The following is a 25,723-nucleotide window of genomic DNA, read 5'->3' on the forward strand; positions in this document are numbered from 1 at the left end:
TACCTGGTTAAAATTATGAGAGGCTCACTCTGAGCAATAGAGAAATCAAAGCGCCTAATACGAAGCTTAAGTACCACTTTGCTGGAGAATCGGTTAAGATGGTGCATCGAAACAGGTAATCAGTTTAATTATGACCGATCAGGATAAAACCACTCATTTTGGCTTTGAAGCAGTCGCCTGGGATGAGAAAGAAAAAAAGGTAGCAGAAGTATTCCATTCCGTAGCTAAAAATTACGATTTGATGAATGACTTGATGTCACTGGGAATTCATCATCTGTGGAAACGCTTCACTGTGGAGTTAAGTCATGTTCGCCCTGGGCAGTCAGTGCTTGATTTGGCAGGAGGCAGTGGTGATTTAACGCGTCTGTTATGTAAAAAAGTCGGAGACAGCGGCCAGGTCATTCTCGCGGACATCAATTCAGCCATGCTGCAGGTTGGACGCAACCGCCTGCTTGATGAAGGTTTGTTTAAAAACATCAGTTTCGTACAAGGCAATGCCCAATGCCTGCCCTTTGCCGATAACAGTTTTCATTGCATTACCATGGGCTTTGGCTTGAGAAATGTTACAGACAAAGAAGAAGCCTTACGCTCCATGTATCGCGTATGTAAACCCGGTGGTAAACTCATGGTACTTGAGTTTTCTACGCCCACCTTTCCAGGCTTAAAACCGGTATATGACTGGTATTCTTTTAATATTTTGCCTAAAGTAGGAAAGTTCTTTGCTCAAGATGAAGCCAGCTATCAATACCTTGCCGAATCCATACGCATGCACCCCAATCAGGATGCATTAAAAGAGATGATTGAACAAGCCGGTTTTGAAGATTGCCAATACCATAATTTGAGTGGGGGCATAGTAGCCTTACATATTGCTTATAAATACTGAGTTTATTATGTTAAAAAAATACTCCTTAAAAGCGCTGCAAACTGCAATTAACCAGGCATTAAACCTGGATGAGCATATGCCAGAAAAACTGCAGGCCTTGAATGAAAAAGTGATCGAAATGGTTATTTCGCCATTAAATGTTAACTTTTACATTCAGTTTCAAAACAGCCAACTGTTGTTGCTGGACCAATATGACGGAAATCCTGACACCATTATTCACAGTAATCCTATAGGCCTTATCCGCTTGAGTTTATTACCTGCATCCAAAGCCCGCTCATTATTCAATGATAAAATTCGGATGTCGGGTGACATTGAACTCGGACAAAAGGTTAAAAAACTGTTTGATGAACTGGACATAGACTGGGAAGGGCATCTGGCTCATTTTACTGGTGATGTTGTCGCCCATCAGATAGGTTCGTTTATACGTAAGGGTATGGAAATTAAAAAGCAGTTCAGTAATTCCATGCAACTCAACATGACCGAATTTTTACAAGAAGAATTGCGTGTAGTTCCTTCGAAAAATGAACTGGATGATTTTTTTAATGATGTCGATGAATTGCGTTTAAGTGTTGAACGATTACAAGCCCATATCAATCAACTGATGACCTCAAAATGAAAACCATTAAAACTTTAAAACATCTCTTTCGAATTCAATATGTCCTGATCAGGAACGGAATTTTTATTTTAAGAATGCTTTTTAAAGTACTTCTTCGCAAGTTTGGAAAAAAACAGACAGCTAAAGAAGATACCCTGCGCAAAGCTGCAGAAGAGTTAAAACCCATTATTGTTAAAGTAGGTCAGACTCTCTCATCACAACCCCAACTCATCCATGAAACACTGCAACATGTCATGGATAAGCTGCATCATGTGATTACTGAACCTGGCAAGGAAAAGCCAACACGGATTATTGACCACCCGATAGACATTACCCAATCTGCCGAACAACACAAGCCAAAATCAACCGATGAGTTGTTATGAAATCAATTAAACAATTAATTCGCTTAATACGCATAAACCACATCCTTGCTAAAAACGGACTGGATAATGTGGTTGTATCCATTAGACTTTTCGCTCCATTACGTTTTATGGTTTATTTAAACCCCTGGAACTGGTTTCGTAAAGTTCAGTTAACACGGGGGGAAGCGTTACGAAAATCACTGGAAGAATTAGGCCCCATATTTATTAAATTTGGCCAGGCACTATCAACCCGCCCTGATATTCTTCCCGAAGATATAGCTATTGAATTAAGTAAATTACAAGATAAAGTCCCCCCCTTTCCCAGCGCCCAGGCACTGAGCATCCTTGAGCGCGCTTACCATATGTCGCCTTATGAAGTGTTTGCTGAATTTGATCCCATAGCTTTGGCTTCTGCCTCTATGGCTCAAGTGCATGCCGCTACTCTAAAAACTGGTGAGGACGTGGTAGTTAAAATACTTAGACCTAATATGCGGCGCATTATTGAGCAGGATTTAAGTATCATGCACACCATTGCCAAACTGGCAGATCGTTATTGGCCGGAAGGACGGCGCTTGAAGCCTAAAGAAATTGTGACCGAATTTGAACATACCCTGCTTGATGAGCTGGATTTGTTACGAGAAGCCGCCAATGCCGCACAGCTACGCCGTAATTTCAGCAATTCGCCTTTATTGTACATACCTGAAGTATACTGGGATTATTCACGTCAAAATGTCATGGTTATGGAACGTATTCATGGCATACCTGTATCAGATATAGCCAGCCTGCGCGAGCAGGGAATCAACATCAAAAAGCTCGCCGAACGCGGTGTCGAGATTTTTTTCACCCAGGTTTTTCGTGATTGTTTCTTCCATGCGGACATGCACCCCGGAAATATTTTCGTCTCCTACAAACATCCTCAGGATCCCCAATACATATGCATTGATTTTGGCATTATCGGCACGTTGAATGACAGTGACAAACGCTATCTTGCAGAAAACCTGATCGCCTTTTTTAACCGTGACTACAGGCGTGTTGCCCAACTCCATGTGGAGTCTGGCTGGGTAGCTCGCGATACGCGGGTCGAAGAGTTTGAAAGTGCTATCCGTACGGTCTGTGAACCTATATTTGAAAAACCTTTAAAGGATATTTCTTTCGCTCAGGTGGTATTACGCCTGTTTCAAGTGGCGCGGCGATTCCATATGGAAGTTCAACCCCAGTTGGTCTTACTGCAAAAAACCCTGTTGGCTATCGAAGGCTTAGGGCGGCAGCTTTATCCTAATCTTGACCTGTGGGCAACAGCCAAACCTTTTCTGGAAAAATGGCTGCGTGAACAAATTGGGCCCAAAGCCTTCCTGAACCAGTTAAAACAAAATCTGCCCTTTTTTGCTGAACAGCTTCCTCATATGCCCAAATTAATTTTTGACGTATTGGAATTGAAAAAAGAGGAATTATTATTTAAAAAAGAGCTGGCGAACAACAAACCTGAATATCAAAAACAGGGCATACACTGGAACAGTGTGTTTTGGGGTGTATTTGCTTCATTCCTGTCTCTGGGTATCATTAATTATTTACATCTTTTAAACTATAAATACTTAACACCTGTTGCGTTAACAGGGACAGCCCTGGCAGGACTATTAGTGCTTATCAACCGAAAAATAAGGAGCTAACCATGGGACTCAGCGGCATTAGCCCATTATCATTATTATTAATATTAGCCATTGTTATCGCTTTATTTGGCACTTCCAAATTGAAAACTTTAGGTACGGATTTGGGTGAAGCGATAAAAAACTTTCGCCAGGCTATGAATGACGACAGCAATAAAGATGTAAAGAATGATGATAATAAACCATGAGCAGTGGTGAGCTTTTATTAACTCTTGTCGTTGCTCTGGTGGTCTTTGGACCCTCTAAGCTGCCTATGCTAGCTACTCATCTTGGACAATTGATCCGCAAAATCAATCAAATCAAAACAAAAGCCGCTCTCTTATGGGATGAACAGCTTAAAGAATTGCAATTGCAGGAAAACAAGCGCAAAGCTGAAGAGGTTGATAAGAAGTACCATTCTGAGAGTTCAAAAGCAGAACCCAAATAATAACCTCCCCTCAAATCCCCGTCGTCCTGAGCTGAGGAATCCCCACGAAATATCCCCTTGAGCCTGTATTGTGATTCGCTAATCAAGAGTACAAAAGAGCATCATGCTAAGAACACCGAGCTGCGACCGTAAGGAAGCGGAACAGTTCGATGCACTCCCTTGTTGATTACTCATTAGGTGTACCTCCAAAATTTCCGCTCCCTCACGGTCGCGGCTCGGTTTTCGTGCCTTCATTTTACTTCATCGTGCACCTGAAAACCGAGCCGCGACCGTGAGGGAGCGGAATTTTTGTTAAGGTACTGATGCCTTCATAGTCGCAGTTCAGATTAGAGCTCAAATTGTCTATTTACAATTCTGACACAATCACTTAACAATTCCTTAACATTCCTCTGGCATAATCCACCTCAATTTAAGGCTAACAGCGCAGCAGGGGGATATCACCAGTTTGAAGCAACACTAATTTGGAACGTAATCAGTAACAACCGGATTTAAGACATACAAGAAAGTTAATAATTTATTACCTTAGGAGTCACGATCATGGCGTTATCAGAAATCATTATCAATGATGCAGTTCAATATCAAACTGATGCAACAATAAGCGAAGCAAACTATCAGGCTCTTCGCCAATACCTTCTGGAAAGAAAACCTCTGTCGCCAGTCACCACCGCGATCTATTCTCTTGTTTCAAGCCATTGTGCAAGTGACAAACAGGAATTTATGCATCACTCAACCCTACAGGCATGTGAAGCACAAAAAAGCAGCGATGAACACGAAGAGCAAAACGATCAATGGGAACAAAAAAAGGATACCACCCTGCATTCACAATACACTGCAGAGTTACAGGAATTACAAAGCACACTGAGCCAACTGGAAATAAGACGCGCCCCCCAACAAAGGATAGCAAAGCAAAGTCGCAGCCAGGTTGAAGAGTTGAGAAACAGCCTGCGCAGCCTTGACGCATCCATAGACCGCATTCAAAGCGAACGACTATTACTTAATTACCAATCAATTCCTTCATACCCTGTCAATAACGTCCATGTCCATGGCCATTACTCGACAACAATTGGATACCCTAATGCGTACACTACACCATACTACGATTATGGTTATTCCCTGCAAACTGAATTACGCTGGAGCAGTTTGTTTCAGGAAGAAAATCGACTGAAAGATGAACGCCGAAGGCTAAACCTGCTGATTAACACTAAAGAAAGAGAGTGCAGCGTAGAAGAAAAAAGTTTGGATAACATTATCCTGGATCAAAGCCAGGCGGAGAGACGCTATAAAGAATTAAAGCAACAACTGCATACTGTTCTTCCCAATAGAGAAGAGCAACGGCAAATAAGAAGTCAGGGGCGTATGGACAGGGAACAGGCCAGAAATGCTGCCGATCCTGATTTAAGGCAATTGTCCTCTTCCAACAAGGAACAACTGCGATATCGTATTACCCGCAAAAACAGCGAACTTGATGATACTCAAAACAAACTGATGCGCACAGCAACTGAGCTCAGTTATACCCTTTACCTCAGCCAATTGGAACAGGCGCTGGAGCGAACTGACGGCCTTAAAATTACGTTCACTGAACGCCAGGCCTTAAAATCAATTCTGGCCACCATGCACTCGTATAATGAAATGGAGGGAAGAGCAAAAACGACCCAAAAAGCATTAAATGATGCAAAAGCTGAGTTGCAACGACTGCAAAGTAATTTGCTGGAAAAACAACAGCAAGTGCAACACTATGCGGCATCAAGACCACAACTTGTCAGCGTGAACCAGGATCTCGAAAAAGTAAATAACCAGCATTTCATCGAACGCGATTCAGCCGAAAGTGCTCGCACCACAGCGCTCTTTTTTTCCCTTTTTGGAGTGAGTGCCTGTTCAGTAAGTGCAGGATTGGTTAGCAGTCTTATGGTGAGCCCATTATTCTTTATCATTCCTGGAGTATTTGCCTTAGGTACCCTTATTTCGCTGACTGTGGCAGTGATCTATCATTTTCAAAAATCAGGATACGAAGGGCAAATTGACGAAAATAAGCAAACGATCCTGAATAATCAGGCAACGCTGGAAGAACAAGGGAAAAAAGCAGAGAATATCAATACTTCTGCTATTCCAGCATTGCAGACACAAATTAAAGCCGCAGAACAAAATTGCGCACAGATTGAAAAGGACCTCAAAGAACAACAGCGTTCAATGAGTCAATTGTTAGGAAGGGCGCAAAATATAACCAGCACTTATGGTGGAAGCGGGGCCTTCTTTAACAGTTCAGCAAATGCATCCTTGTATCCGGTTTTGGAGCAACCCTCTGCGCCAGAATATGATGTGGACTTATTGCTCAATTATGGCGGTCAGCAGCGAGCTTGATTTGCTTTGTAGCCCGGTCTGCTTGCAGCCGGGATAGTGCCACTTCGATCCCGGCTGCAAGCAGACCGGGCTACACACTGTGCTATTTCGAAGCAACTTTGCCCCTATCTCCGTCGTCCTGAGTGCGTCTTCAACTATTCTCCAAAACGATTTTCCGGGCGGTGGCAATAGGGTGCTTTATGGTGTTTTGCATAATAATTCTGATGGTATTCTTCAGCTGGCCAGAAAGGTTGGGCTTCAAGGAGGCGGGTTGCAACCGGATAACCTCGCTTTTTGAGTTGCTGAATTAAAGACTCTGCAATCTGTTGCTGCTCGGCATTAAAATAAAAGACTGCGCTTTGGTATTGTTGTCCCAGATCAGGGCCCTGCCCGGTTTTTTGGGTGGGATCGTGGATTTCAAAAAAACGCTTTAAAACCTGGCGGTAATCCGTTTGTGCAGGATCATACAATACCCGTACCGCTTCATAATGTCCCGTATTTCCATGACAGATTTGATCATAAGAGGGATCTAAAGTGTGCCCGCCTGTGTATCCTGACTCAACAGCAAGCACCCCAGGAATTTGTTTTAAAAAGTGTTCAACACCCCAAAAACACCCTCCCGCGACAATAGCTTCTTCTGTGTCCAGAACCTTGTCATCGGCGACAAAATCAAGGGAAGCAGAGTTGACGCAATGACGCAGATTTTTATGGGTAAAGGACTCACCAGTAAATACATGCCCCAAATGGGCATCACAACGAGAACATAATATCTCGGTACGCCTGCCATCACTGTCTGGTGTTCTCTTCACTGTATTTAAAATGTCGTCATCAAAACTTGGCCAGCCACAACCTGAACTGAATTGGCTGTTGCCACGAAATAAGGCAAGGCCACAACGCCGACAAAGATAAGTACCGTGAGTAATAACGGTATTATATGCACCAGTATGAGGGTACTCTGTTGCCTTGTGACAAATTATTCTTTGCGCAGCAGGAGTAAGACTGGCTGTTTTATCAAGATACTGATTCACGATTTATCTCTCATTGCAGTGTTTTGTAGCCCGTATTAGCGCAGCGTAATACGGGATCGAAGTGGCAGGATGATCCCGTAATTACGCTGCGCTAATACGGGCTACAACTAACTCAATTACCTTAGTGCACCTGACAAATTTTATCTGCCATGTATCCAATAGCACCGGCATAATATATTGAATTATTATAGCGCAAAATCATTTTATAATTAGGAAATGCCAGGAACGCAGGTCCGCCATAAGGCTGAACGATACTGCCCTGCAGGTTTTGGTAAGGTAAAGGCTGTCCACTTTCAGTGCGAACACCCAATGCATTCCACTCACTTACAGGTTTGACTATAGACTTACCTTCCATCTTCATATCAAATTTGGCGGGTAATTTGACTTGAATAGCCCAAGGTTCGCCTGTTTGCCAGCCATTTTGTTTCATATAATTGGCTATTGATGCAAAAACATCCGGTTTACTTTTCCAAATGTCTTTTCGTCCATCACCATCATAATCCACAGCGTATTTTACCCAACTGGAAGGCAGGAACTGAGGTTGGCCAGAAGCACCAGCCCACTCGCCTTTAAAATCAGCAAGGCTGACATGTCCACCCTGGAGAATGTGTAAGGCTGTAAATAATTCTTTACGGAAAAAGTCCTTACGTTTTGAATCATAAGCCAAAGTAGCCAGGGCTTTAATGACCGGAAAATTCCCCATATAAGAACCATAACTTGTTTCCATACCCCAGAAAGACACGATGAAACAAGGGTTAACCCCATATTGCTGAGCTACTGCTTCCAGAACCTCTTTATTCTTTTTATATTCTTTACGGCCTATAGCAATACGGTAATTGTCAGCACGGCTGCTCAAATATTTTTTGAAGGTTAATCGATGTTCAGGCTGGGAATGCATGAAGCTTTTGATTTGTCGGCTTGGTTCATGGATTCCGGCAAAAGCCTCATCAAACAGCGCCGGTGGAATTCCCTGTTGCAGTGCTTCTTCGCGGACACCGGCAACCCATTGGTTCCAATTCTCACTTGCAAATGAAACCTGATTTAGCAGCATGAATGCCACTAACGTGAGCCCCCACTTTTTCATAGCTCTTCCCCTCTTTTGTAATTATTATTCATTAAAGTTTATTTTCGACCTAATTGTATTTCTCTTTAATTTTTTTAAATAAATCACTCTTTTAAATTAATAACTTATATGTGTATTCTTATAAGATAGACCATTAATTTAAAATTAGCCCATGGAAATTCGTCATCTTGATACCAATACCCTTCATTCCGCGTTTTTAACTGCGTGCAACTCTATAATTTCCAATCGTGAAAAGCTTAATAGCATTAATCTGTTCCCCGTTGCCGATGGAGATACAGGTGATAATATGTCAGCTACTGCTTTGGCAGTTATTCATCATTCTGCCACCAAACCCACCTTGAAAGAAACCTTTCAATCCCTGGCTAACTCGGCTCTCATGGGAGCCCGCGGCAATTCAGGAATGATATTTTCCCAGTTTTTCAGTGGCCTTACCGAAACACAGCTTGCCTCAGAACAAATAGACACCGTAACCTTCGCGCAATTAATCACTAAGGCCAGTTCCAGTGTTCGTTCCGCCATTTTACATCCGGTAGAAGGAACTATTATTACCGTGATCGATGCCTGGTCGGCAAGTATCAGTAAATTAGCCCAGGAGTTCACTTGCTTTAAACAACTCATCCAACAGACATTGTCCGATGCCAATCAAGCCCTGCAAAGTACCGCCAACACTCTCCCTGTCCTTAAAAATGCTCAGGTAGTCGATGCAGGTGCTTTAGGATTTTATTACTTTATCAGTGGTTTTGCCGATTATCTGGAGAATCCTCAGTCAATTAATAAAAACCAAATCCATTTGGAATGCTCAGAACCCCATCATGAAACACGTGCAGACGGTTCACCACCGGAACAAAGATATTGTACAGAAATTACCCTCTCAGGGGAATCAATTAATCGTGAAGCCATTGCCAACCAATTGGAACAGTTTGGAGACAGCGTGGTAAGCAGTGGTAATGCTGAATTGTGTCGTTTTCACCTGCACTGCAAAAAGCCGGCAGCAGTCTTTGAGTCGCTTTTTGATGTGGCGCAAATTAGCCAGTCTAAAGCAGAAGATATGTTACGCCAATTTCAAATGATCCATCAAAGAAACTATCCGATTGCTCTGGTAACTGATTCCAGTGCCGATGTACCCCAGGAAATTCTGGATAATAATCAAATCCATATTATTCAGCTTAATATGCATTTGGATGGGCATAATCTCATTGATAGAATTTGTATTAATCAGGAGAGCTTTTATGACCGCCTGACGACTTTAAGCACTTATCCCAAAACCTCATTTCCCTCTCCTGCAGCGATTGAGGAACAAATAAGGCACATAGCCAATCACTATGAAGAAGTGCTGGTGTTACCTATATCTCAGGCTTTGAGTGGTACCCATGATGCTGTTGTTAAAGCTACAGAGCAATTTTCCAATGTGCATGTTATCAATTCGCGTCAGACCTCCGGCGGTTTGGGATTGCTGGTAATGCATGCGGCACAACTCATTGAGGCTGGCTTGCCTATAGCAGAGATCAAAGAGCAATTGCTGGCAAAAATTCCCAAAATTAACTTATTTGTCTATGTAGAGCATTTTGAGTCCATGATCCGCAGTGGTCGGATCAGCAAGATTGGTGGACGTATCGCTCAATTTGCTCATATCAAGCCTATCATCAGCATTAATCCCATTGGTAAAGGAGTGCTCTTTGATAAGGCCTTTAGTGAAACTAAAGCACTTGCCAAGGTGGTGGGCCATGTAGAAACCCTTCGCCAAAATCAGACCTTGGAGTGCTATGGTTTAATTCATGCGGGAGTTCCAGAGAAAGCCTTACAATTTGCTGAGTTAACGACAGAGGCTCTCGGACAAGCTCCAGCTTTTATAGAATATGCATCGTCTGCCATAGGCTTGCATGCAGGAAAGGGATGTATTGCTTTAGCCTCTATGATGAAATAATCCAGGCTTGGGATATAAGGTGAGCCACTCTCTCTCGTATGCACGTCTCCTGCACGCGCGGCATGGTGCCAGCATTTGGAGATCCTTCGCGCAAAAAGACGCGCTCAGGACGACGTGGATTTTTGGGGGCGATTTGGAGCAGGGAATCAACTTGGCAATTTCCCGTATTACGCTTCACTAATACGAAATCTGACTCTTCTGCACCTCTTTGCTATTCCCCGATCTACGTCGTCCTGAGCGCGTCTTTTTGCGCGAAGGATCTCCTGCAGGCGGTATGGTGCCAATATTTAGATCCTTCGCGCAAAATGCCGCGCTCAGGACGACGTGGATTTTTGGGCGATTTGGAGCCGGGAATTACCTTGGTAATTTCCCGTATTACGCTCCGCTAATACGGGCTACGGCACTCATGTACTCTTGTTCATGCGTACGGCAAAAATTCCGCTCCTTTACAGTCGCGGCTCGGTTTTCGGTGCTCGATAAAGTAAATTCGAAGCACGAAAACCGAGCCGCGACCGTCAGGAAGCGGAACAGTTATACTGGCACGTACTTTTACAGAGCAGTCATAAACTCAGTCAGGTCCGATTTTTCTTCAGCGGTCAACTGCAGACCTAAAATCAGGTTAAAGTACTCAACGGTATCTGCCAAAGTTAACAGGCGGCCATCATGCAAATAAGGTGGAGAATCTTTTATGCCACGTAATGGGAATGTTTTTATAGCGCCATCACCCACAACTTTCATGCCATTGACCATCTGAGGCTTATAGAACTTCTCAGTTTGCAGGTTGTGCATGGTGTTATCAGTATAATAGGGCGGTGTATGGCAGCTGGCGCATTTTGCCTTACCAAAGAACAATTCCTGGCCACGTAATTCAGCAGGAGTAGCTTTAGCAGGATCCAGCTTGCCTTCCCAGTTTAATTTAGGTGCGGGTGGAAAATCGAGAATAGACTGGAATTCAGACATAAAATGAACCTGACTGCCTCTCTCCAGAATATTGACTCCTTTCTTGGTTGCAATCACCGGATCCCCATCAAAATAAGCGGCTCTTTGTTCAAACTCGGTGAAATCTTCAACTGTTTTTAACGCCCGTTGCGAACCAAACAAACGTTGTATGTTTAATCCACGCAGGGTAGGCGTATTGATACGATGGCGGAATTCCTGTGGGCGAATGTCGCCGACCAAGTGTGTGGCTTTATTGGTATGACCATTGGCATGGCAATCAAAACAGGCAACGCCACGGCTTGGTTTTACAGTGCGGCGATCTTCGGTCTGATTGTATTGTTGCTGTGGGAATGGTGTAACCAACAAACGCAAACCTTCAATTTGTTTCGGGTTTAACAAGCCATTAAACAGTTCATAATAGTTTTCTATAGTAACCAGTTTACCCTGGGAAACATCGCCCAGATCAGGTCTGGTTGTTAAATAAATGGGAGCCGGAAAAGGGGGCAGGAAATGATCAGGAATATCAAAATCCAAATCAAAGCGGGTTAAATCGCGGCCTTCCTGTTTGTTAATTTCATCAATTGCGAATTTGGGGAATAACATACCACCTTCGGGGTGGTTAGGATGAGACAAAGGTAAAAATCCTAGCGGAAATACCCCTTTCGCTTTAATTTCATCAGGGGTCATTTTAGCCAGCTGATCCCAGGTCATTCCTTGCGGTAATTTAATCCGGACACCGTCCTGAATGGGTTTGCCATTGGACATGGTAACGGTTTTTGAAGGCGTGTTACTTAAATCATAACGCTCTTGTAACAAAGCCTGCTGCTTGTCGTTGATTGCCTGCTTTGCCGCACTCATTCTTTGCAAAATACTTTGGAACGTCTCATTAATAACTACAGGCATGTAGCTGGATGGCAAAGGTTTTGTATTCGTATTATTAGTAGTATCAGCGTGTCCTGTAGCAACAGTACAAAAGGTTGACAGGGCAAGTACAAGGGATTTTTTTAGCATAAGAAATTCCATTTATTGATAGTAATAAACTCTATTACCATCATAAATTACTTATAAATTCAATGCAATACGTAAATCCAGTCACGGCACTCCCTACTCCGCCGTACCGCGGCTTGTCCGCGGTATCCAGAGATCTAAGTTCGGAGTGAGATTCCTGGATCCCGCGGACAAGCCGCGGGACGGCGGAACTCCTTAATGGCAGTGCGGGCAGGACCACTCCCTAGCCCTCACGGGGGAGGGAATTAAGACGAAGGAACGACTGGATAAAACAAGCTTCTTATCCGAAACTCACGTGAGTTATGGATAAGAAGCTTGATGATTTATTTAAAATAGGCGTAGCCTTGATGCAGCGATAGCGCTGAGTGATCCTCTCATATTGAGTACCACTCAGAACTATGCAGGATCGCCTTCCCCTCTCCGGGGAAGGTGCCCGACAGGGCGGATGGGGGGATCAAAAAAGGAGTTTCTATCAAATAGGCCATGCTATTTTAGACCTTTTTACCTTAAATAAGTTCTCTTTTTGATCCCCCCACCCACCCCCTGTCGGGCACCCTCCCCCGGAGGTGGAGGGGCTACTTGCGCTGATCATCCTGTTTATTTACATCTTTTTACGAGATTAAAATTATGAGAGGATCACTCAGAGCGATAGCGTAATCAAGGCTACAGTTTTTTATCTATTTAAATCAGTAGTTCCCGCATTTCTGTTCTAATATCCGTGGAACACCACGATGAAATAACACTGATCATTTGGCATTATATAAAATCTTATTGTCTATCAATTGAACCACAAACTCCTCTTGCGCGTCATCCCAAACAACGTGACGAGATGAGCAGTGACATTGATTTTTATAAACCGTATTTTTGGGGAGTTGTTATATGTTGAATTTTGATAATTTCAAAGTGGTTGTCAAGCGTCGTTGTGCCGAATTTATTGACGGATTAGATATCAGAATTATTCGCTACGTAAGGAAACCATGGGTTCCAGTTTTGCAGCGCGGCGTGCCGGGTAAAAGCCGAAGAAAATTCCGGTTGCTGCGGATACCAGAAAACCCGCTATTGGAGGTAACCAATAAATGGAAAAGGTCCAATCACTGAAATAGGCGACTATCCGAGTGAAAATCAGTCCCAAAATGACTCCCAAGATGCCTCCCAATAAGGACAGCATCACAGACTCCACCAGAAACAAAGCCTGGATTTCACTGTTTTTTGCACCAACTGCCTTACGAATACCAATTTCCTTTTTACGCTCACTAACCGAAACCAGCATGACGTTCATAACACCAATACCGCCAACTAAAAGTGAAATTCCACCTATCACCGCTAGCAATAAGGTAAAAATACGTCCCTGACTTTCCATACTGGCTATAATTTGTTTCGCACTGCGCGGAAAGACACTCAATTTAGGCGCCATGGAACTGATTAATTGCTTTATATGATCAATTACTTCGTCAATGGGGCTATCAGGTTTCAACAAGACTACTGCGTTATTTATTTTTGCATCTTTGCTTACCAGGCTAATTCCTGCCAGGGGAATAATTGCTGCCTGATTAATGTCTTCATTGAAAAATCCATTCTCTTTCCACTGTTTCGCTATGCCAATAATAGTATATAAAGACTGACCTATTCGTAATTGCTTTCCGATGGGATCATCCATACTGATTTCTTTTATTTGTTGCGCCAGACCATTGCCAATGACACAAAAATGTTCGAAGGATTCGACAAAAGACACAAAATGCCCTTGGGCTAAATCAACCTGAATAATACTTGCCAGATTTTCATCAGCCCCAATCACCGCCCCCTGCATTAATTTACCCTGAAAACTTAATGGCTGATACGCGGTGCTGTAAGGAGCGATTTTGACTATATAGGGTATTTGCTCGGCCAGGCGCTGCCATTGATTTATGGACAGGGCATCATCACCACTGTGTGATTTAGTGGGTGTTTTCTGATATACAGCAACAGCCAGCAAATCAGTTCCCAGTGCTTTAAATTGCTCCAGAGCTTTTTCGGTGGCTAACTGCCCACAGCTGATTAAAGCCACTACTGCCGCTGTTCCCACTAAAATACCCAGAACCGCTAAAAAAGAACGCAGTTTTGATGCGGTTAAATTCACCAGTGCTTGCTGAAAATGGCTACTGAAATTCATGAGGCCGACTCCGCAATCACTACTCCGTCAGCCAGAGTAATCCGCCGTTTGCATTGGGCTGCCACGTGTTCATCATGAGTGACCATGATAATAGTACGGCCTTCCGCATGTAAGGTTAAAAATAAATTCATTACTTCAGAACCAGTGCGCGAATCCAGGGCACCTGTAGGTTCGTCCGCCAAAATAACTTTTGGCTCAGTCACCAAAGCCCGGGCTATTGCTACCCGTTGTTGCTGCCCTCCTGACAACTGCGTTGGCCTGTGCCGCGCGTATTGTTTCATTCCCACGCGATCGAGTGCATGCAATACTTTTTCCTTTATTTCTACAGCACTTGTACCTCTGTAAGTCAGAGGCAAGGCAACATTTTGCATGGCAGTAAATCGCGGCAACAAATTAAATTGCTGGAAAACAAAGCCTATACTTTGATTGCGTAAATCTGCTGATTCATCCTCAGATAAACCCGCCACATTCCTGTTTTTTAATAAATAAGTGCCTGAATCCGGTTTATCCAGTAAACCAATAATATTCATTAACGTCGATTTGCCAGAGCCAGAAGCCCCGACTATGGCCAAAAGATCGCCTTCATTAACGGTTAAGGATACTTCTTTGAGTACCGTAGAACTAATCCCTTCAAGATGATAAGTCTTTACCAAATCCTTAAGTTTGATTAATGGCTCAGTCATAAACCACCACGTCACCTTCTTTTAGCCCTGTTTCAATGACTACTGAATCGGCCTGGGCGGGCCCTGTGGTGATAATCCGTTTCTCGATAGAACCCTGTGCCAATTGCAGGCGCACAACACTATTGCCTTTCTCGCGTTTCACGGCAGCTATAGGTACTAATAATTGATTGTCGCTGTCTACATTCAATTCTATGGCAGCACTCATTCCCACTTTTATCCAAGGTTGTTGTTCTTCCGTCAGTGAACTGACTTCAACTACAGCAGTAAAAGAAGGCAATCCACCATTGCTGGTATTGGAAGCCTGAGCATTAACCGCTACCAGTTTTCCTTTTAACTGATGTTTGCCGAAGGCTACCCCGCTAATTGTTGCCTCCATACCCGGATGAATTTTATCAATATCAATTTCCGGCACATCAATTTCGACGCTAATCCCTTTTAAATCACCAATCAAGGCAATGACTTGCCCTGATTTAACCGAAGAGCCCACGGTCACACGTGTGGTTTTGTCATCACCAGATTTTGGCGGATACAGCATTACCCCGTCACTTGGCGCTTTTAAATGAATTAAATTATGATTTGAGGTTAATATTTTTCTTACTTTTTCAAAATCAGAAAGGCTTAAAGTAGAGAAATTCTGCGCATTATTTTCATCCATTTTTTCTAATAATTCGGTCAGTTTGCGTGTAGCCTGCATCAAAGTAACACGGGCAGTATCCACCCCGGACTTTTCGCTTAAGAAATTATTTTTAGACAATAAACCGGCATCCCATAATTCCTGCGTTCCCACAAATTTGGCTTTGGCTATGGAATAACTGTCTTTGGCTTTTAAATAGTCGGTCAGAATGTCGTTATATTGCTTTTGTAATTCTGTAGAATTCAAAGTTAAAACGATATCGCCCTTTTTCACCATTTGGCCGTAATGAAAATGCATGGTTTCCACCACTGCTTCCATGGGGCTGGTCAGGGTGCTTTCCCGTAAGGGCTGTATGGTTCCGGTAAAATGCAGGGTCTTGTGAAAAGCCTGTGGTTTTACCTCAAAGGTATTTAAATTCGTTGCTTTTTGCTGCTCTTTACTGCCACCGCAGGACGCAAGCGTCAAAGCCAGGAGCATTGTGCCTATTATTTTTAAATAACTGTTCATCCGCCATACCTTAGTTTAATTTGCCAATAGTCCAGCGTAGTTCCTAAAGTCCGTTGCAGTGCTGATAACTGATTGAGATACGCAACCTTAGCTCCAATTAGTCCTGATTGCGCTTGAATCAACTGATTCTGAGTATTATTTACATCCAATGCACTGGATATTCCAGCCTGTTGTTTTTTCTTTTCCAAAGCATAAGATTGCTCCGCTAATTTCACTTGCTTTTGTGCCAATTCATACCGTTTTGCCAAGCTTTGGATGGTATTGATGGTATTTGTTATGTTGGTCACTAAAGCTCTTTTGGCAGCAATCAAATTAATCCTGTCTTTTTCAAGACGTACCTTGGCACTGATTAACTGGCTGCGCCGGCCTATATCATTCAAAGGGACGGTCAGGGTAACCCGCGCCGTTTCAGTCACGTTGTTGCCATTATAAATACCGCGAATACCTGTATTAGTGCCGGTAACGTCATTCACTATGCCGCTTTGGACATTACCTGCCAAATCCAATTGCCATAATTGCTGGTTTTTGGCTACGGTATATGCTCGCTCGTCGGCCTTTAAGGCCATTTTCAAAGCCAGATATTGGGTATTATGATTCAAGGCTATTTCAATGGATTCCTGCAAATCAGGGACTTTAATTTCCTGCACACTCACATCACTAGGCACGGACAGATGCATGTCGGGATCAAGCCCTATGGTTTGCAATAAGTCCTGGGCCGCGGTTTTAAAATCATTTTCACCTTGTTCTACCAGCAAACTTAAGGATTCAATTTGATAGGATTGTTGGATATTACCGGTGGGCTCCAATTGACCAGCCTCTATCTTTTTCTCATTAATTTCATAGGATTTTTTTGCTTCTTTTAATTGCAGGCGCTGATTTTGTAAATTATTGCCGCTTAAAATTAATGCTCTGTAGGCAATAATGACTTGAGTTACCTGATCAACAACCGATTGCTGCAAACTTAATTTATTGATCCATTCGTTATCAATGGCGTTTAGCAATCCCACTTCGTTGACTGAAGGGCCAAAACCACGCAGTAACGGCTGGGTTACAGAAAGATTTAATACCGGGCTGTAACTGTTGTTCACCCCAACATTATTATCTATAGACAGAGATCCTTTAGTTCCCAGTTTGGTTTTTAAACCCAGCTCAGGGCTGGCTATAAAGGTATTGGCGGAAGATGTGCCAATACCATTAAACGTACTTCTCTGGGTCGCACCTGAAGCCCCCAGAGCATACTGCAATTCAAACTCATTATGGGCCAGACGTAATTGATAGCGCTGAACAATCCGATCCAACTCAAGGTTTTGAATATTAGGGTTATAACGTAATGCCAATAAGATGGCCTCACGGATACTGAGCTGATAAACCGTTTTTTTGCGTGCTTCGGGTGATGTGGGCAATTCTATCCAGTTTTTCATCATGTATTCTGGATTGCGTATGGCTTCCCTCAAGCGTGTGCCTGCCTGTTCAACGCGCTGGGCTTCTTGTGCAGGATCATCTACCCATTTGTAAAGGGAACTGTCTACTGCATAGGTTTGAGCCGACCAGGCAATAAGGATCGTCAGGAATATATGCAATGATGTGATGCTGTTATTCACCCGTCTCATAAACTAAATACTACCTCTTTGTCCTGGAACAGAAAACCGCTGTTTGTCCTGCAGACGTAAGGCAGTCAATTCGCCCCCCCAAAGACAACCAGTATCTATAGCATGAATATTGGGATTTGCAGTAACTCCCATCAAGGCCGCCCAATGGCCAAAAACGATATCGGCAGTAATTTCTTTACGACCCGGTACCTCAAACCAGGGATGAAGCTGGGCAGGAGCTTTGGCTATGGTACCTTTATAACTTAGATCCAAAGCGCCATAATCATTACAAAAGCGCATACGGGTAAAGTAATTGGTGATCATGCGCAGCCTGTCCAGGCCCTCCAGTTCATCAGACCAGACATCGGGCTTATTGCCATACATCTGAGACAGGAATTCAGCATAATCATCGCCAGAAAGCCTTTGTTCTAATTCCTGAGCACAAAGAATCGCCTGAGACAAATCCCAAACAGGAGCTATGCCTGCATGGCTCATAACTACATTTAATTCTTGCGAATAACACAAGATGGATTGCTTTCTGAGCCAATGCCCTAATTCTTCTCCATCAGCAGCCAGCATTACATCCTGAATGGTGTCATCGTGCCCTTTCCATGGTCTTCCACCAAATAATGAACCCAATAAATGCAAATCATGATTGCCCAAAGTAATTTGCGGCGTTACTGGCAATGCATGGATAAAGCGCAAAACTGCCAAAGATTCAGGGCCGCGATTCACCAAATCGCCAACAAACCATAAGCGATCAACACGTTCGTTAAAATCAATTGATTCAAGTAACCGTTGCAAGGGCTCATAACAACCCTGAACATCACCTATGGCGTAATCAGACACTGCGGCTCGCCCCTGGTGTTAATGGTGACAGGTCATTTTCTATTGCTTGCCACTGCCCTGATGCCGCCAGTTTTTGTAACGGTGCGACCACCAGGGTATTTTGTTGTTGGGTAAACTGACTGGTAAATTGTGCCCTGTAGACCAGTTCTGTAGCGGACATGGACTCAACTTTACCCGTATTTAACTGATGCACCTCTACAGTCGAGGGAAGTGCTATCGCATATTCAGAAAAAACAATACCACTTTGCATTTGCTGGGTATGAGCCTGTTCAAAACGGCTCATCACGTTTCCAGCAACGCCACGGCCGTGCAGGCCTAAAGATAAAAAGCCATTTTGGACAGCTTGCCAATTTTTATATTCAGGGTGTTCACGTACGAACAACTGGAACATTTCCTGCGACATCAATAAACCGCCCGGAACCATAAATAAGGGTGCTTTATTAATCATAATCCGGCCTTCAGCCAAAGACTTGGACAACCATTGGATAAATTCAACACCCATAGCCTGTTCTTTTTCTGCAATGGATTCAGGTACACCCCCAGCAAACGTTCCCGCACGCCCAAAGCGTCCTGAACGGCTCATCCCACTTTTAACCATAAACTCGCTGATGTACCTTTGTATGGCAATAGCATCTGCCCGGATTAAAATGGCTCCCAGAGTTCCTGCAGAACGAGTGTCTTCGTTCAGCAAAGCCAGCCAAATCGCCAGGACATCAGGATTGGATGCTATCCAGGAAAAGCCACTGGCTGGCATTAATTCTCTGGCTAACAAAAGGTTCAAACGACGGCGAAATTCAATATCCGATTCTTTCTGAAACTCATAATCATAATAAGTACCGGTATTAACCAGACTCTCCAGTAATGGGTTCCATTGTTTCAGTTGCTGTCCGTTCACATCAAAAAGGTTGATGCGGTAATCAATACATAATTTGCCTATGCCTTGTAAAATAGCGGCACTAAAAAGGGCGTATTGCCACAGTTTCTGCTCTTCAGATAATGCATTCGGCTGTTCCTGAACCAGAAATTCCTGAAACAGGCTCAAGGCAGCTTCTGTTCGATTTAAAGCATGATCGACCAAACCACCTGGTTGCGAATAGTAACTGTTAGTGGTTTCAGGAAGGTTTTGGCAGTAATGAACCAGATTCTCGATAAGCAAGGCACATAAGCTCTCATAACGGGAAGCTTCCAACCCGCTGAGCTCTTTCATTTTTTGTAATAAAATCTTTCTTTTCTCTTCAAGCAAAAACTGGGCAGCAGTCTGAAAACGCGTTAAATCTTTGAGTGATTTAGAGTGCGTAGATAAAGATTTCTTGCGTTGGCTATGAAACAAATTAACCTCCATAATAACGTATTATATAATTTTACACTAATTGGAAATAAATTTCGCTAGTTGGACATAATCAGAAACAGAAATTTGTTCCGGCCTTTTACCGCCATCTATGCCTAAATCATTTAATTGCGTTAAAGAGATAACTCCCTTCAGATTATTCGTCAGTGTTTTACGCCTCATGGCAAAGGCGGTGGCTACCAATCGCTCTAAATCCTCTACCGGTACTGCATCAAAGGGAGAATTGCGATAGGGTATCAGGCGAACAATTGCTGAATCCACTTTAGGTTGTGGATCAAAGGCTTCTGGCGGCACATCAAACAGGTGCTCCACTTCACAATGGTATTGCAACATGACACTTAAACGCCCGTAAGCTTTAGTACCAGGTCCTGCCCCCATCCTGTCGACCACTTCCTTTTGTAACATAAAATACATATCTTCTATATAGGGAATGAACTTTAATAAATGAATCAGTAACGGTGTGGAAATATTATAGGGTAAATTTCCTACAACCCTTAAATCTTGGCCGAACTGGCTGTAGTCAATGGTAAGGGCATCAGCGCCAATAAGGTGTAATTTCCCCTTGGCTATGGGCAGTTCTGACAGATAGTGTTGTAAATCGGTATCGATCTCTACTGCGGTTAGCTGGTTCACCTTGCGTAATAAAGGTTGCGTCAAAGCCCCTAATCCCGGACCAATTTCCAGAATATTATCTTCCGCCTGCGGATTAATGGCGCGCAAGATATCATCAATGACGTGTTGGTTTTGTAAAAAATTCTGGCCAAACCGTTTACGTGGGCTATGCCTCACTTTTGCCACCTGTTATGAATTAAAAAACAATTATACCGTGCCTGTAACCGTATTAACAGTGAACAGAAAGAAGGGATTGAGTTAAATGAAGGTACTTCCCGGCTGCAAGCAGACCGGGCTACTCTGGTTCGTATTATAGCCCGGTCTGCTTGCAGCTGACTCTTCTACACATCTCCCGATCTACGTCGTCCTGAGCGCGTCTTTTTGCGCGAAGGATCTCCTGAAAGTGGCATGGTGCCAATTTGTAGCCCGTATTAGGCACCAGCCGTAATACGGGAGCGAAGTGGCAATCAACTCATTCCCGTATTACGGCTACGCCTAATACGGGCTACAAAACTGCGCCATTCCCAGATCCACGTCGTCCTGAGCGTGTCTTTTTGCGCGAAGGATCTCCATATGCTGGCACGATGCCACTTTCAGGAGATCCTTCGCGCAAAAAGACGCGCTCAGGACGACGGGGATCGGTGAGTCCTCTATATTTCGCAGCCAGTGCAAAAAATATATAGCCTAGGCTTATAACCTGGGATAAAATTCAGCCACAATGAATAAGGTTAATTTAGGATAAGATAATGGCTTACAGAAAAATGCTCAAATCTAAAATACATCGCGCCCGTGTAACCGAGGCAGATTTGGACTATGAAGGCAGTATTACTATTTCTCCGGAATTACTGAAGGCGTCAAACATTCTTCCTTACGAAGCAGTTAATGTATGGAATATCACTGCCGGAACCCGATTTGAAACTTATGCGATTACCGGGGAAAAAGGCTCAACAGAAATTTGTGTAAACGGCGCTGCAGCACATTTAGTCACTCCAGGCGATCTGATAATTATTGCTTCTTTTACCCAAGTACTGGAAGAAGATTGTGCTGCGTTGGTTCCAACAGTGGTCTTCGTCGACCAGTTCAATCGTTTAAAAGAAATCAGACCTGAAGTTGTTGGTGTGAAAAACAGGATTCCTTGCGCTATTTAATACGGCCATTAAGTTAATTAAAATAAGTGTAGCCTTGATGCAGCGACAGCGTAATCAAGGTTTTCATCCAGCAAAGCTAAGAGACCATAGGAAAACTTGACCACGTCACCAGTAGGAAATACGCTATCGCTGCATCAAGGCTACGGTTTTTTTATCTATTTAAATCCCACGTCGTCCTGAGCGCGTCTTTTTGCGCGAAGGACGACGTGGATCTAGGGTATGTACGTATTAGAGAAACGCCTAGGAAATCAAAGCCAAATAGTTTACTCTAGGGATAATCTTGCCAACTCAAACTGACTTATGCTAATTCATTTACTTGAATTGCGCCGCCGGGTTTTGTATACCCTTATCTGCTTTGGCAGTTTGTTTTTGTTATTTTTTTTCATTGCCGCGGATTTGTTCCACTGGCTGGTAACTCCTTTACTGCATTCACTGCCCAATCAAGATGGGTTAATTGCTACTCAGATTACTTCTTCTGTTTTTACACCGCTTAAACTCGCTGCCGATGCTTCCTTGTTGCTTAGCGCTCCATTTGCCTTATATCAAATCTGGTGTTTTGTAAGCCCCGGTCTTTATAAAAAGGAACAGGATCAAGTTCGCGGTGCCCTATTAATCAGCCTTGCGTTGTTTGTAAGCGGCATGCTGTTTTGTTTTTATCTGGTGCTGCCCTTCATGTTTCAGTTTTTTACCCAGGCTCTCCCGGAAGGAGTACGTTTGATGCCGGATATGGCCTACACCCTGGATTTCATAACCCGAATGTTGCTTTTGTTTGGTTTTAGTTTCCAGGTGCCATTGATTTGTCTAATCGTCGTGCGGCTCAAGATCATAGATGTTGTCTCTTTAAAAAAGATAAGGCCTTATATTATTGTTGCGGCCTTTACTCTTGGAATGTTACTCACTCCCCCTGATGTCTTATCTCAGGTTATGCTGGCTGTCCCATTATGCCTGCTCTATGAACTAGGAATTATTCTGGCCATTTACCTCGCCTAAACTCCTTTGCTGGCCTGATGTTTAAGGATTATTCAAGCTCTCGGCCAATCTACCGATATATTGTTCAAGATGCTCAAAATTGGGGAGCTAATGATGGATAAAACCGCAAAATTTAATATCGGGGATTTGGTGATTCATAAAAGGATTCGCTACCGGGCTATAGTGGTTGATGTAGACCCTTTATTTCAGGCCTCAGGCAACTACAATCCTCAGGCAAGTCAGCATGAATTTGCAACCAGAAATCCCTGGTATCGTTTGCTGGTTGATGACAGCAGCCAGGTGACTTATGTGGAAGAATGCATGCTCATTGCTGATCCAAGCCAAATGCCCATTAATAATCCTAATATTGGTCATTACTTAAGGGAGCAAAAAGGCGCTTATTCTACTTCTAATGCCAAGCACTAGGAGAGTGTGTAGCCCGTATTAGGCGAAGCCGTAATACGGGATCGAAATGGCAATATGCTCATTCCCGTATTACGGCTTCGCCTAATACGGGCTACAATTTAGCTAAGTATTTCTCAGCATTAACACCAGCAAACCCACAAAAGCGATGAGGATTATGGCTAAAATGGCCATAGTATAGGAGCTTTTGCTCAAATTTTCTTTGCTGAACATCTCTGGCTTGCCTTTAATGGCACGGTATAAAATGAAAACAATCAGGCCTGCTCCAAGCAATCCTAAAATCTGATATAAAGTTTCCATGTGCATTGTTCCTTTTTATTTATATTTTATTTATTTTCAAAACTAAAGGCATCGGAAAACAAATGATGGTGAGAAATACCCTTGTTGATCAATACATCTCTTGTATTATAAACCATATCAAAAGGGCCGCTTAATACTATTTGCCACTCATCAAGATCGGTTGGATGCCGTGCCAAAGCAGATGACGCCAAGGTTTCTTTGCTCTCATCAGACACCAGTGAAAAATACTTAAAATGACTGACATGGGATTGCCAATGACTCACTTTTTCATCCATATACAAATCACTGCGGGAACGGGCACCCCAGATTAATTCAAATGACCTGCGGTCTGTGCTGGATAACAGCTGCTCAATCATTGCTTTCACTGGTGCAAATCCAGTACCGCCAGCAATAAATAGTATAGGCCGTACTGGATCCAGATGATTAATGCTGCACTCGCCAAAGGGTAATTTTAATTGCACTTCGCCTTGATCTTTAATATGGGCAAATAACTGTTTATTGTAAGGATTATCAAGGCTATGGCGGATATGTAGTTCATATTTATGAGAACCTAAGGGTGCATTGGCAATAGAATAACTAAACTCTTCACCTGCAAAAAGAATGTTCAGGTATTGTCCTGCCTGATAAGTAACAAACTCATCAGGTCTCAATACCAATTGCATGATGCTGTCTGTTAATGGTGAAATCGTTTCCACCTGAGCATTAACTGTCTTTTCACTCATAAATCCAAGCCCAGAGAGGGCCAATAGCCGTTTACTTTCTTTAGAATTTCTTCATCCATAATAATAGGTTTACCCCATTCTCTTTGCGTTTCTCCAGCCCATTTGCTGGTCGCGTCCATTCCCATTTTTGAGCCTAAGCCTGAAACAGGTGAAGCAAAATCGAGATAATCGATGGGAGTATTATCAATCATAACGGTATCTCGCGAAGGATCCATGCGGGTCGTCATTGCCCAAATCACATCCTGCCAATTACGCGCATCAATATCATCATCACATACTATCACAAATTTAGTGTACATAAATTGGCGCAAGAAGGACCAGACGGCCATCATAATTCGTTTGGCATGACCGGGATACTGTTTTTTAATCGTAACCACCGCCAAACGATAAGAACATCCTTCGGGTGGCAGATAAAAATCAACAATTTCCGGGAATTGCTTCTGCAATAAAGGAATAAACACTTCATTCAGGGCCATACCTAAAATAGCCGGCTCATCAGGTGGCCTGCCAGTATAGGTGCTGTGGTAAATGGGATTTTCCCTATGGGTTATGCGTTCTACTGTAAAAACGGGAAACGATTGTACTTCATTATAATAACCGGTGTGATCGCCATAAGGCCCTTCCGGTGCTTCAACACCAGGCTCAAGATAGCCTTCCAGAATAATTTCAGCGCTGGCAGGTACGTGTAATTCATTTCCTATGCATCGGGTTAAACGGGTCCGCTGCCCGCGTAACAAACCGGCAAAGGCGTATTCTGATAAAGTATCGGGAACCGGTGTTACCGCCGCCAGAATGGTTGCAGGATCGGCACCCAAAGTTACGGCTATTGGAAAACGTTCTCCAGGATAAGCCTGTTGCCAGGCCTGATAATCCAGCGCGCCGCCACGATGAGACAGCCAACGCATAATGAGCTGGTTCTTGTTTAACACTTGCTGGCGATAAATCCCCATGTTTTCGCGGGTTTGATGTGGCCCTTTGGTAGTAACTAGTCCCCAGGTAATTAAGGGAGCGGCATCTTCTGGCCAACAGGTTTGTATGGGTAGGCGTGTTAAATCCACTTCATCTTTTTCCCAGACATGAGTCTGGCATTCTGCACCGCTGACGTATTTGGGCGCCATATTTAATGCCTGCTTCAACAAAGGTAATTTGCTAAAAGCATCTTTAAAACCTTTGGGTGGCTCTGGTTCTTTCAAAGCTGCCAAGAGCGTTCCTATTTCTCTTAAAGCAGAGATAGATTCCTCGCCCATGCCCATTGCAACCCGTTCGACCGTTCCAAACAGGTTAGTCAAAACAGGCATTTGATGATCAGGCATGTTAGTAAACAGTAAAGCGGGGCCGCCAGAGCGCAGAACACGATCACTGACCGCAGTCATTTCAAGATAAGGTGAAACAGGATAGTCAATGCGTTTTAATAATCCACGTGATTCAAGTTGGGTTATAAAGTCTCTCAGATCAGAATATTTCATTGATGATTTATCTCAACTTAGAAGTGAATGGCGGAAAGCGAGTAAATTATGGTATTCGTAGCCCGCATTAGCG

General features: G+C 43.4%; 24 protein-coding genes. 11 read left to right on the forward strand and 13 right to left on the reverse strand.

The features are described from left to right. Window positions 1-130: 130 nt before the first annotated feature. The 7 genes from ubiE to B094_RS16305 all read left to right on the forward strand — a co-directional run bounded on the left by ubiE (window position 131) and on the right by B094_RS16305 (window position 6,289). A complete protein-coding gene (gene ubiE, locus B094_RS0113615) occupies window positions 131-883 on the forward strand; it encodes a bifunctional demethylmenaquinone methyltransferase/2-methoxy-6-polyprenyl-1,4-benzoquinol methylase UbiE (protein ID WP_018578369.1) in 753 nt (250 codons plus the stop codon). Window positions 884-890: 7 nt separating this feature from the next. Further along, window positions 891-1,499 carry a ubiquinone biosynthesis accessory factor UbiJ gene (locus B094_RS0113620; RefSeq protein WP_018578370.1) on the forward strand — a complete coding sequence of 203 codons (609 nt, stop codon included), beginning with the start codon at window positions 891-893 and terminating at the stop codon, window positions 1,497-1,499. Continuing rightward, the gene (locus B094_RS0113625) at window positions 1,496-1,861 is read left to right on the forward strand and encodes a hypothetical protein (RefSeq protein WP_018578371.1); all 366 of its coding nucleotides are present in this window, start codon (window positions 1,496-1,498) and stop codon (window positions 1,859-1,861) included. The genes B094_RS0113620 and B094_RS0113625 overlap by 4 nt, the downstream gene beginning before the upstream one ends. After that, window positions 1,858-3,507, forward strand: a complete 1,650-nt coding sequence (gene ubiB / locus B094_RS0113630) for a ubiquinone biosynthesis regulatory protein kinase UbiB (protein WP_018578372.1) — start codon at window positions 1,858-1,860, stop codon at window positions 3,505-3,507. Before B094_RS0113625 ends, ubiB begins: the two co-directional genes overlap by 4 nt. A gap of 2 nt (window positions 3,508-3,509) precedes the next feature. Then, a complete protein-coding gene (tatA, locus tag B094_RS0113635; protein ID WP_018578373.1) occupies window positions 3,510-3,692 on the forward strand; it encodes a twin-arginine translocase TatA/TatE family subunit in 183 nt (60 codons plus the stop codon). Next, window positions 3,689-3,931 carry a Sec-independent protein translocase subunit TatA/TatB gene (locus B094_RS0113640; RefSeq protein ID WP_018578374.1) on the forward strand — a complete coding sequence of 81 codons (243 nt, stop codon included), beginning with the start codon at window positions 3,689-3,691 and terminating at the stop codon, window positions 3,929-3,931. Before tatA ends, B094_RS0113640 begins: the two co-directional genes overlap by 4 nt. Before the next feature lie 537 nt (window positions 3,932-4,468). Continuing rightward, entirely contained in the window at window positions 4,469-6,289 is a 1,821-nt protein-coding gene (locus tag B094_RS16305; protein WP_018578375.1) for a hypothetical protein, read from the forward strand. A 134-nt stretch (window positions 6,290-6,423) separates the two neighbouring features. Here the strand turns inward: B094_RS16305 and B094_RS0113650 are convergent, their stop codons facing one another. Continuing rightward, entirely contained in the window at window positions 6,424-7,296 is an 873-nt protein-coding gene (locus B094_RS0113650) for a bifunctional methionine sulfoxide reductase B/A protein (RefSeq protein WP_018578376.1), read from the reverse strand. Window positions 7,297-7,417: 121 nt separating this feature from the next. After that, complete coding sequence (locus B094_RS0113655) at window positions 7,418-8,380, reverse strand: lytic murein transglycosylase (protein WP_018578377.1); 963 nt, start codon at window positions 8,378-8,380, stop codon at window positions 7,418-7,420. A gap of 151 nt (window positions 8,381-8,531) precedes the next feature. Here B094_RS0113655 and B094_RS0113660 point away from each other — a divergent pair, with 151 nt between their 5' ends. Beyond that, the gene (locus B094_RS0113660; RefSeq protein ID WP_018578378.1) at window positions 8,532-10,304 is read left to right on the forward strand and encodes a DegV family protein; all 1,773 of its coding nucleotides are present in this window, start codon (window positions 8,532-8,534) and stop codon (window positions 10,302-10,304) included. A gap of 549 nt (window positions 10,305-10,853) precedes the next feature. Here the strand turns inward: B094_RS0113660 and B094_RS0113665 are convergent. The 8 genes from B094_RS0113665 to rsmA all read right to left on the reverse strand — a co-directional run bounded on the left by B094_RS0113665 (window position 10,854) and on the right by rsmA (window position 20,799). Continuing rightward, window positions 10,854-12,254: a cytochrome b6 gene (locus tag B094_RS0113665; protein WP_018578379.1), complete on the reverse strand. Its 1,401-nt coding sequence runs from the start codon at window positions 12,252-12,254 to the stop codon at window positions 10,854-10,856. Between the two features lie 952 nt (window positions 12,255-13,206). Further along, on the reverse strand, window positions 13,207-14,400 hold the full coding sequence (locus tag B094_RS0113670; protein WP_018578380.1) for an ABC transporter permease: 1,194 nt from the start codon (window positions 14,398-14,400) through the stop codon (window positions 13,207-13,209). Next, window positions 14,397-15,083, reverse strand: coding sequence for an ABC transporter ATP-binding protein (locus tag B094_RS0113675; protein WP_018578381.1), 687 nt, complete (start codon window positions 15,081-15,083; stop codon window positions 14,397-14,399). The genes B094_RS0113670 and B094_RS0113675 overlap by 4 nt, the downstream gene beginning before the upstream one ends. Beyond that, on the reverse strand, window positions 15,076-16,224 hold the full coding sequence (locus B094_RS0113680; protein WP_018578382.1) for an efflux RND transporter periplasmic adaptor subunit: 1,149 nt from the start codon (window positions 16,222-16,224) through the stop codon (window positions 15,076-15,078). The genes B094_RS0113675 and B094_RS0113680 overlap by 8 nt, the downstream gene beginning before the upstream one ends. Then, window positions 16,221-17,834, reverse strand: a complete 1,614-nt coding sequence (locus tag B094_RS0113685; protein ID WP_018578383.1) for a TolC family protein — start codon at window positions 17,832-17,834, stop codon at window positions 16,221-16,223. Before B094_RS0113685 ends, B094_RS0113680 begins: the two co-directional genes overlap by 4 nt. Before the next feature lie 3 nt (window positions 17,835-17,837). Then, window positions 17,838-18,662 (reverse strand): symmetrical bis(5'-nucleosyl)-tetraphosphatase, encoded by an 825-nt coding sequence (locus tag B094_RS0113690; protein ID WP_018578384.1) that lies wholly within the window; start codon window positions 18,660-18,662, stop codon window positions 17,838-17,840. Continuing rightward, window positions 18,655-20,004, reverse strand: a complete 1,350-nt coding sequence (locus B094_RS0113695) for a conjugal transfer nickase/helicase domain-containing protein (protein WP_040524344.1) — start codon at window positions 20,002-20,004, stop codon at window positions 18,655-18,657. Before B094_RS0113695 ends, B094_RS0113690 begins: the two co-directional genes overlap by 8 nt. Before the next feature lie 24 nt (window positions 20,005-20,028). Continuing rightward, a complete protein-coding gene (rsmA, locus tag B094_RS0113700; protein ID WP_018578386.1) occupies window positions 20,029-20,799 on the reverse strand; it encodes a 16S rRNA (adenine(1518)-N(6)/adenine(1519)-N(6))-dimethyltransferase RsmA in 771 nt (256 codons plus the stop codon). Window positions 20,800-21,368: 569 nt separating this feature from the next. Here rsmA and panD point away from each other — a divergent pair. From panD to hspQ, 3 genes are all read left to right on the forward strand, one after another. Beyond that, window positions 21,369-21,770, forward strand: coding sequence for an aspartate 1-decarboxylase (panD, locus tag B094_RS0113705; protein ID WP_018578387.1), 402 nt, complete (start codon window positions 21,369-21,371; stop codon window positions 21,768-21,770). Window positions 21,771-22,070: 300 nt separating this feature from the next. Continuing rightward, window positions 22,071-22,760, forward strand: a complete 690-nt coding sequence (gene tatC / locus B094_RS0113710; protein ID WP_018578388.1) for a twin-arginine translocase subunit TatC — start codon at window positions 22,071-22,073, stop codon at window positions 22,758-22,760. Between the two features lie 93 nt (window positions 22,761-22,853). Continuing rightward, window positions 22,854-23,165 carry a heat shock protein HspQ gene (gene hspQ / locus B094_RS0113715; RefSeq protein ID WP_018578389.1) on the forward strand — a complete coding sequence of 104 codons (312 nt, stop codon included), beginning with the start codon at window positions 22,854-22,856 and terminating at the stop codon, window positions 23,163-23,165. A 102-nt stretch (window positions 23,166-23,267) separates the two neighbouring features. On the opposite strand, the gene B094_RS0113720 is transcribed toward hspQ, so the two are convergent. The 3 genes from B094_RS0113720 to ubiD are packed head-to-tail and all read right to left on the reverse strand — an operon-like array spanning window position 23,268 to window position 25,650. Next, window positions 23,268-23,462 (reverse strand): hypothetical protein, encoded by a 195-nt coding sequence (locus B094_RS0113720; RefSeq protein ID WP_018578390.1) that lies wholly within the window; start codon window positions 23,460-23,462, stop codon window positions 23,268-23,270. A 26-nt stretch (window positions 23,463-23,488) separates the two neighbouring features. Continuing rightward, entirely contained in the window at window positions 23,489-24,184 is a 696-nt protein-coding gene (locus B094_RS0113725) for an NAD(P)H-flavin reductase (RefSeq protein WP_018578391.1), read from the reverse strand. Then, entirely contained in the window at window positions 24,181-25,650 is a 1,470-nt protein-coding gene (gene ubiD / locus B094_RS0113730; RefSeq protein WP_018578392.1) for a 4-hydroxy-3-polyprenylbenzoate decarboxylase, read from the reverse strand. Before ubiD ends, B094_RS0113725 begins: the two co-directional genes overlap by 4 nt. Window positions 25,651-25,723: the final 73 nt, after the last annotated feature.

This window comes from Legionella shakespearei DSM 23087 (assembly GCF_000373765.1).
GTDB classification, from domain to species: Bacteria; Pseudomonadota; Gammaproteobacteria; order Legionellales; family Legionellaceae; genus Legionella; species Legionella shakespearei.

Coding starts and splice junctions, on each gene's coding strand:
- B094_RS16305 (WP_018578375.1), top strand. CDS start 4,469: ATGGCGTTATCAGAAATCATTATCAATGATGCAGTTCAATATCAAACT.
- B094_RS0113695 (WP_040524344.1), bottom strand. CDS start 20,004: ATGGAGGTTAATTTGTTTCATAGCCAACGCAAGAAATCTTTATCTACG.
- B094_RS0113675 (WP_018578381.1), bottom strand. CDS start 15,083: ATGACTGAGCCATTAATCAAACTTAAGGATTTGGTAAAGACTTATCAT.
- B094_RS0113665 (WP_018578379.1), bottom strand. CDS start 12,254: ATGCTAAAAAAATCCCTTGTACTTGCCCTGTCAACCTTTTGTACTGTT.
- ubiB (WP_018578372.1), top strand. CDS start 1,858: ATGAAATCAATTAAACAATTAATTCGCTTAATACGCATAAACCACATC.
- ubiE (WP_018578369.1), top strand. CDS start 131: ATGACCGATCAGGATAAAACCACTCATTTTGGCTTTGAAGCAGTCGCC.
- tatC (WP_018578388.1), top strand. CDS start 22,071: ATGCTAATTCATTTACTTGAATTGCGCCGCCGGGTTTTGTATACCCTT.
- B094_RS0113680 (WP_018578382.1), bottom strand. CDS start 16,224: ATGAACAGTTATTTAAAAATAATAGGCACAATGCTCCTGGCTTTGACG.
- B094_RS0113685 (WP_018578383.1), bottom strand. CDS start 17,834: ATGAGACGGGTGAATAACAGCATCACATCATTGCATATATTCCTGACG.
- B094_RS0113660 (WP_018578378.1), top strand. CDS start 8,532: ATGGAAATTCGTCATCTTGATACCAATACCCTTCATTCCGCGTTTTTA.
- B094_RS0113725 (WP_018578391.1), bottom strand. CDS start 24,184: ATGAGTGAAAAGACAGTTAATGCTCAGGTGGAAACGATTTCACCATTA.
- tatA (WP_018578373.1), top strand. CDS start 3,510: ATGGGACTCAGCGGCATTAGCCCATTATCATTATTATTAATATTAGCC.
- hspQ (WP_018578389.1), top strand. CDS start 22,854: ATGGATAAAACCGCAAAATTTAATATCGGGGATTTGGTGATTCATAAA.
- B094_RS0113625 (WP_018578371.1), top strand. CDS start 1,496: ATGAAAACCATTAAAACTTTAAAACATCTCTTTCGAATTCAATATGTC.
- B094_RS0113670 (WP_018578380.1), bottom strand. CDS start 14,400: ATGAATTTCAGTAGCCATTTTCAGCAAGCACTGGTGAATTTAACCGCA.
- B094_RS0113655 (WP_018578377.1), bottom strand. CDS start 8,380: ATGAAAAAGTGGGGGCTCACGTTAGTGGCATTCATGCTGCTAAATCAG.
- B094_RS0113620 (WP_018578370.1), top strand. CDS start 891: ATGTTAAAAAAATACTCCTTAAAAGCGCTGCAAACTGCAATTAACCAG.
- ubiD (WP_018578392.1), bottom strand. CDS start 25,650: ATGAAATATTCTGATCTGAGAGACTTTATAACCCAACTTGAATCACGT.
- B094_RS0113720 (WP_018578390.1), bottom strand. CDS start 23,462: ATGGAAACTTTATATCAGATTTTAGGATTGCTTGGAGCAGGCCTGATT.
- panD (WP_018578387.1), top strand. CDS start 21,369: ATGGCTTACAGAAAAATGCTCAAATCTAAAATACATCGCGCCCGTGTA.
- B094_RS0113640 (WP_018578374.1), top strand. CDS start 3,689: ATGAGCAGTGGTGAGCTTTTATTAACTCTTGTCGTTGCTCTGGTGGTC.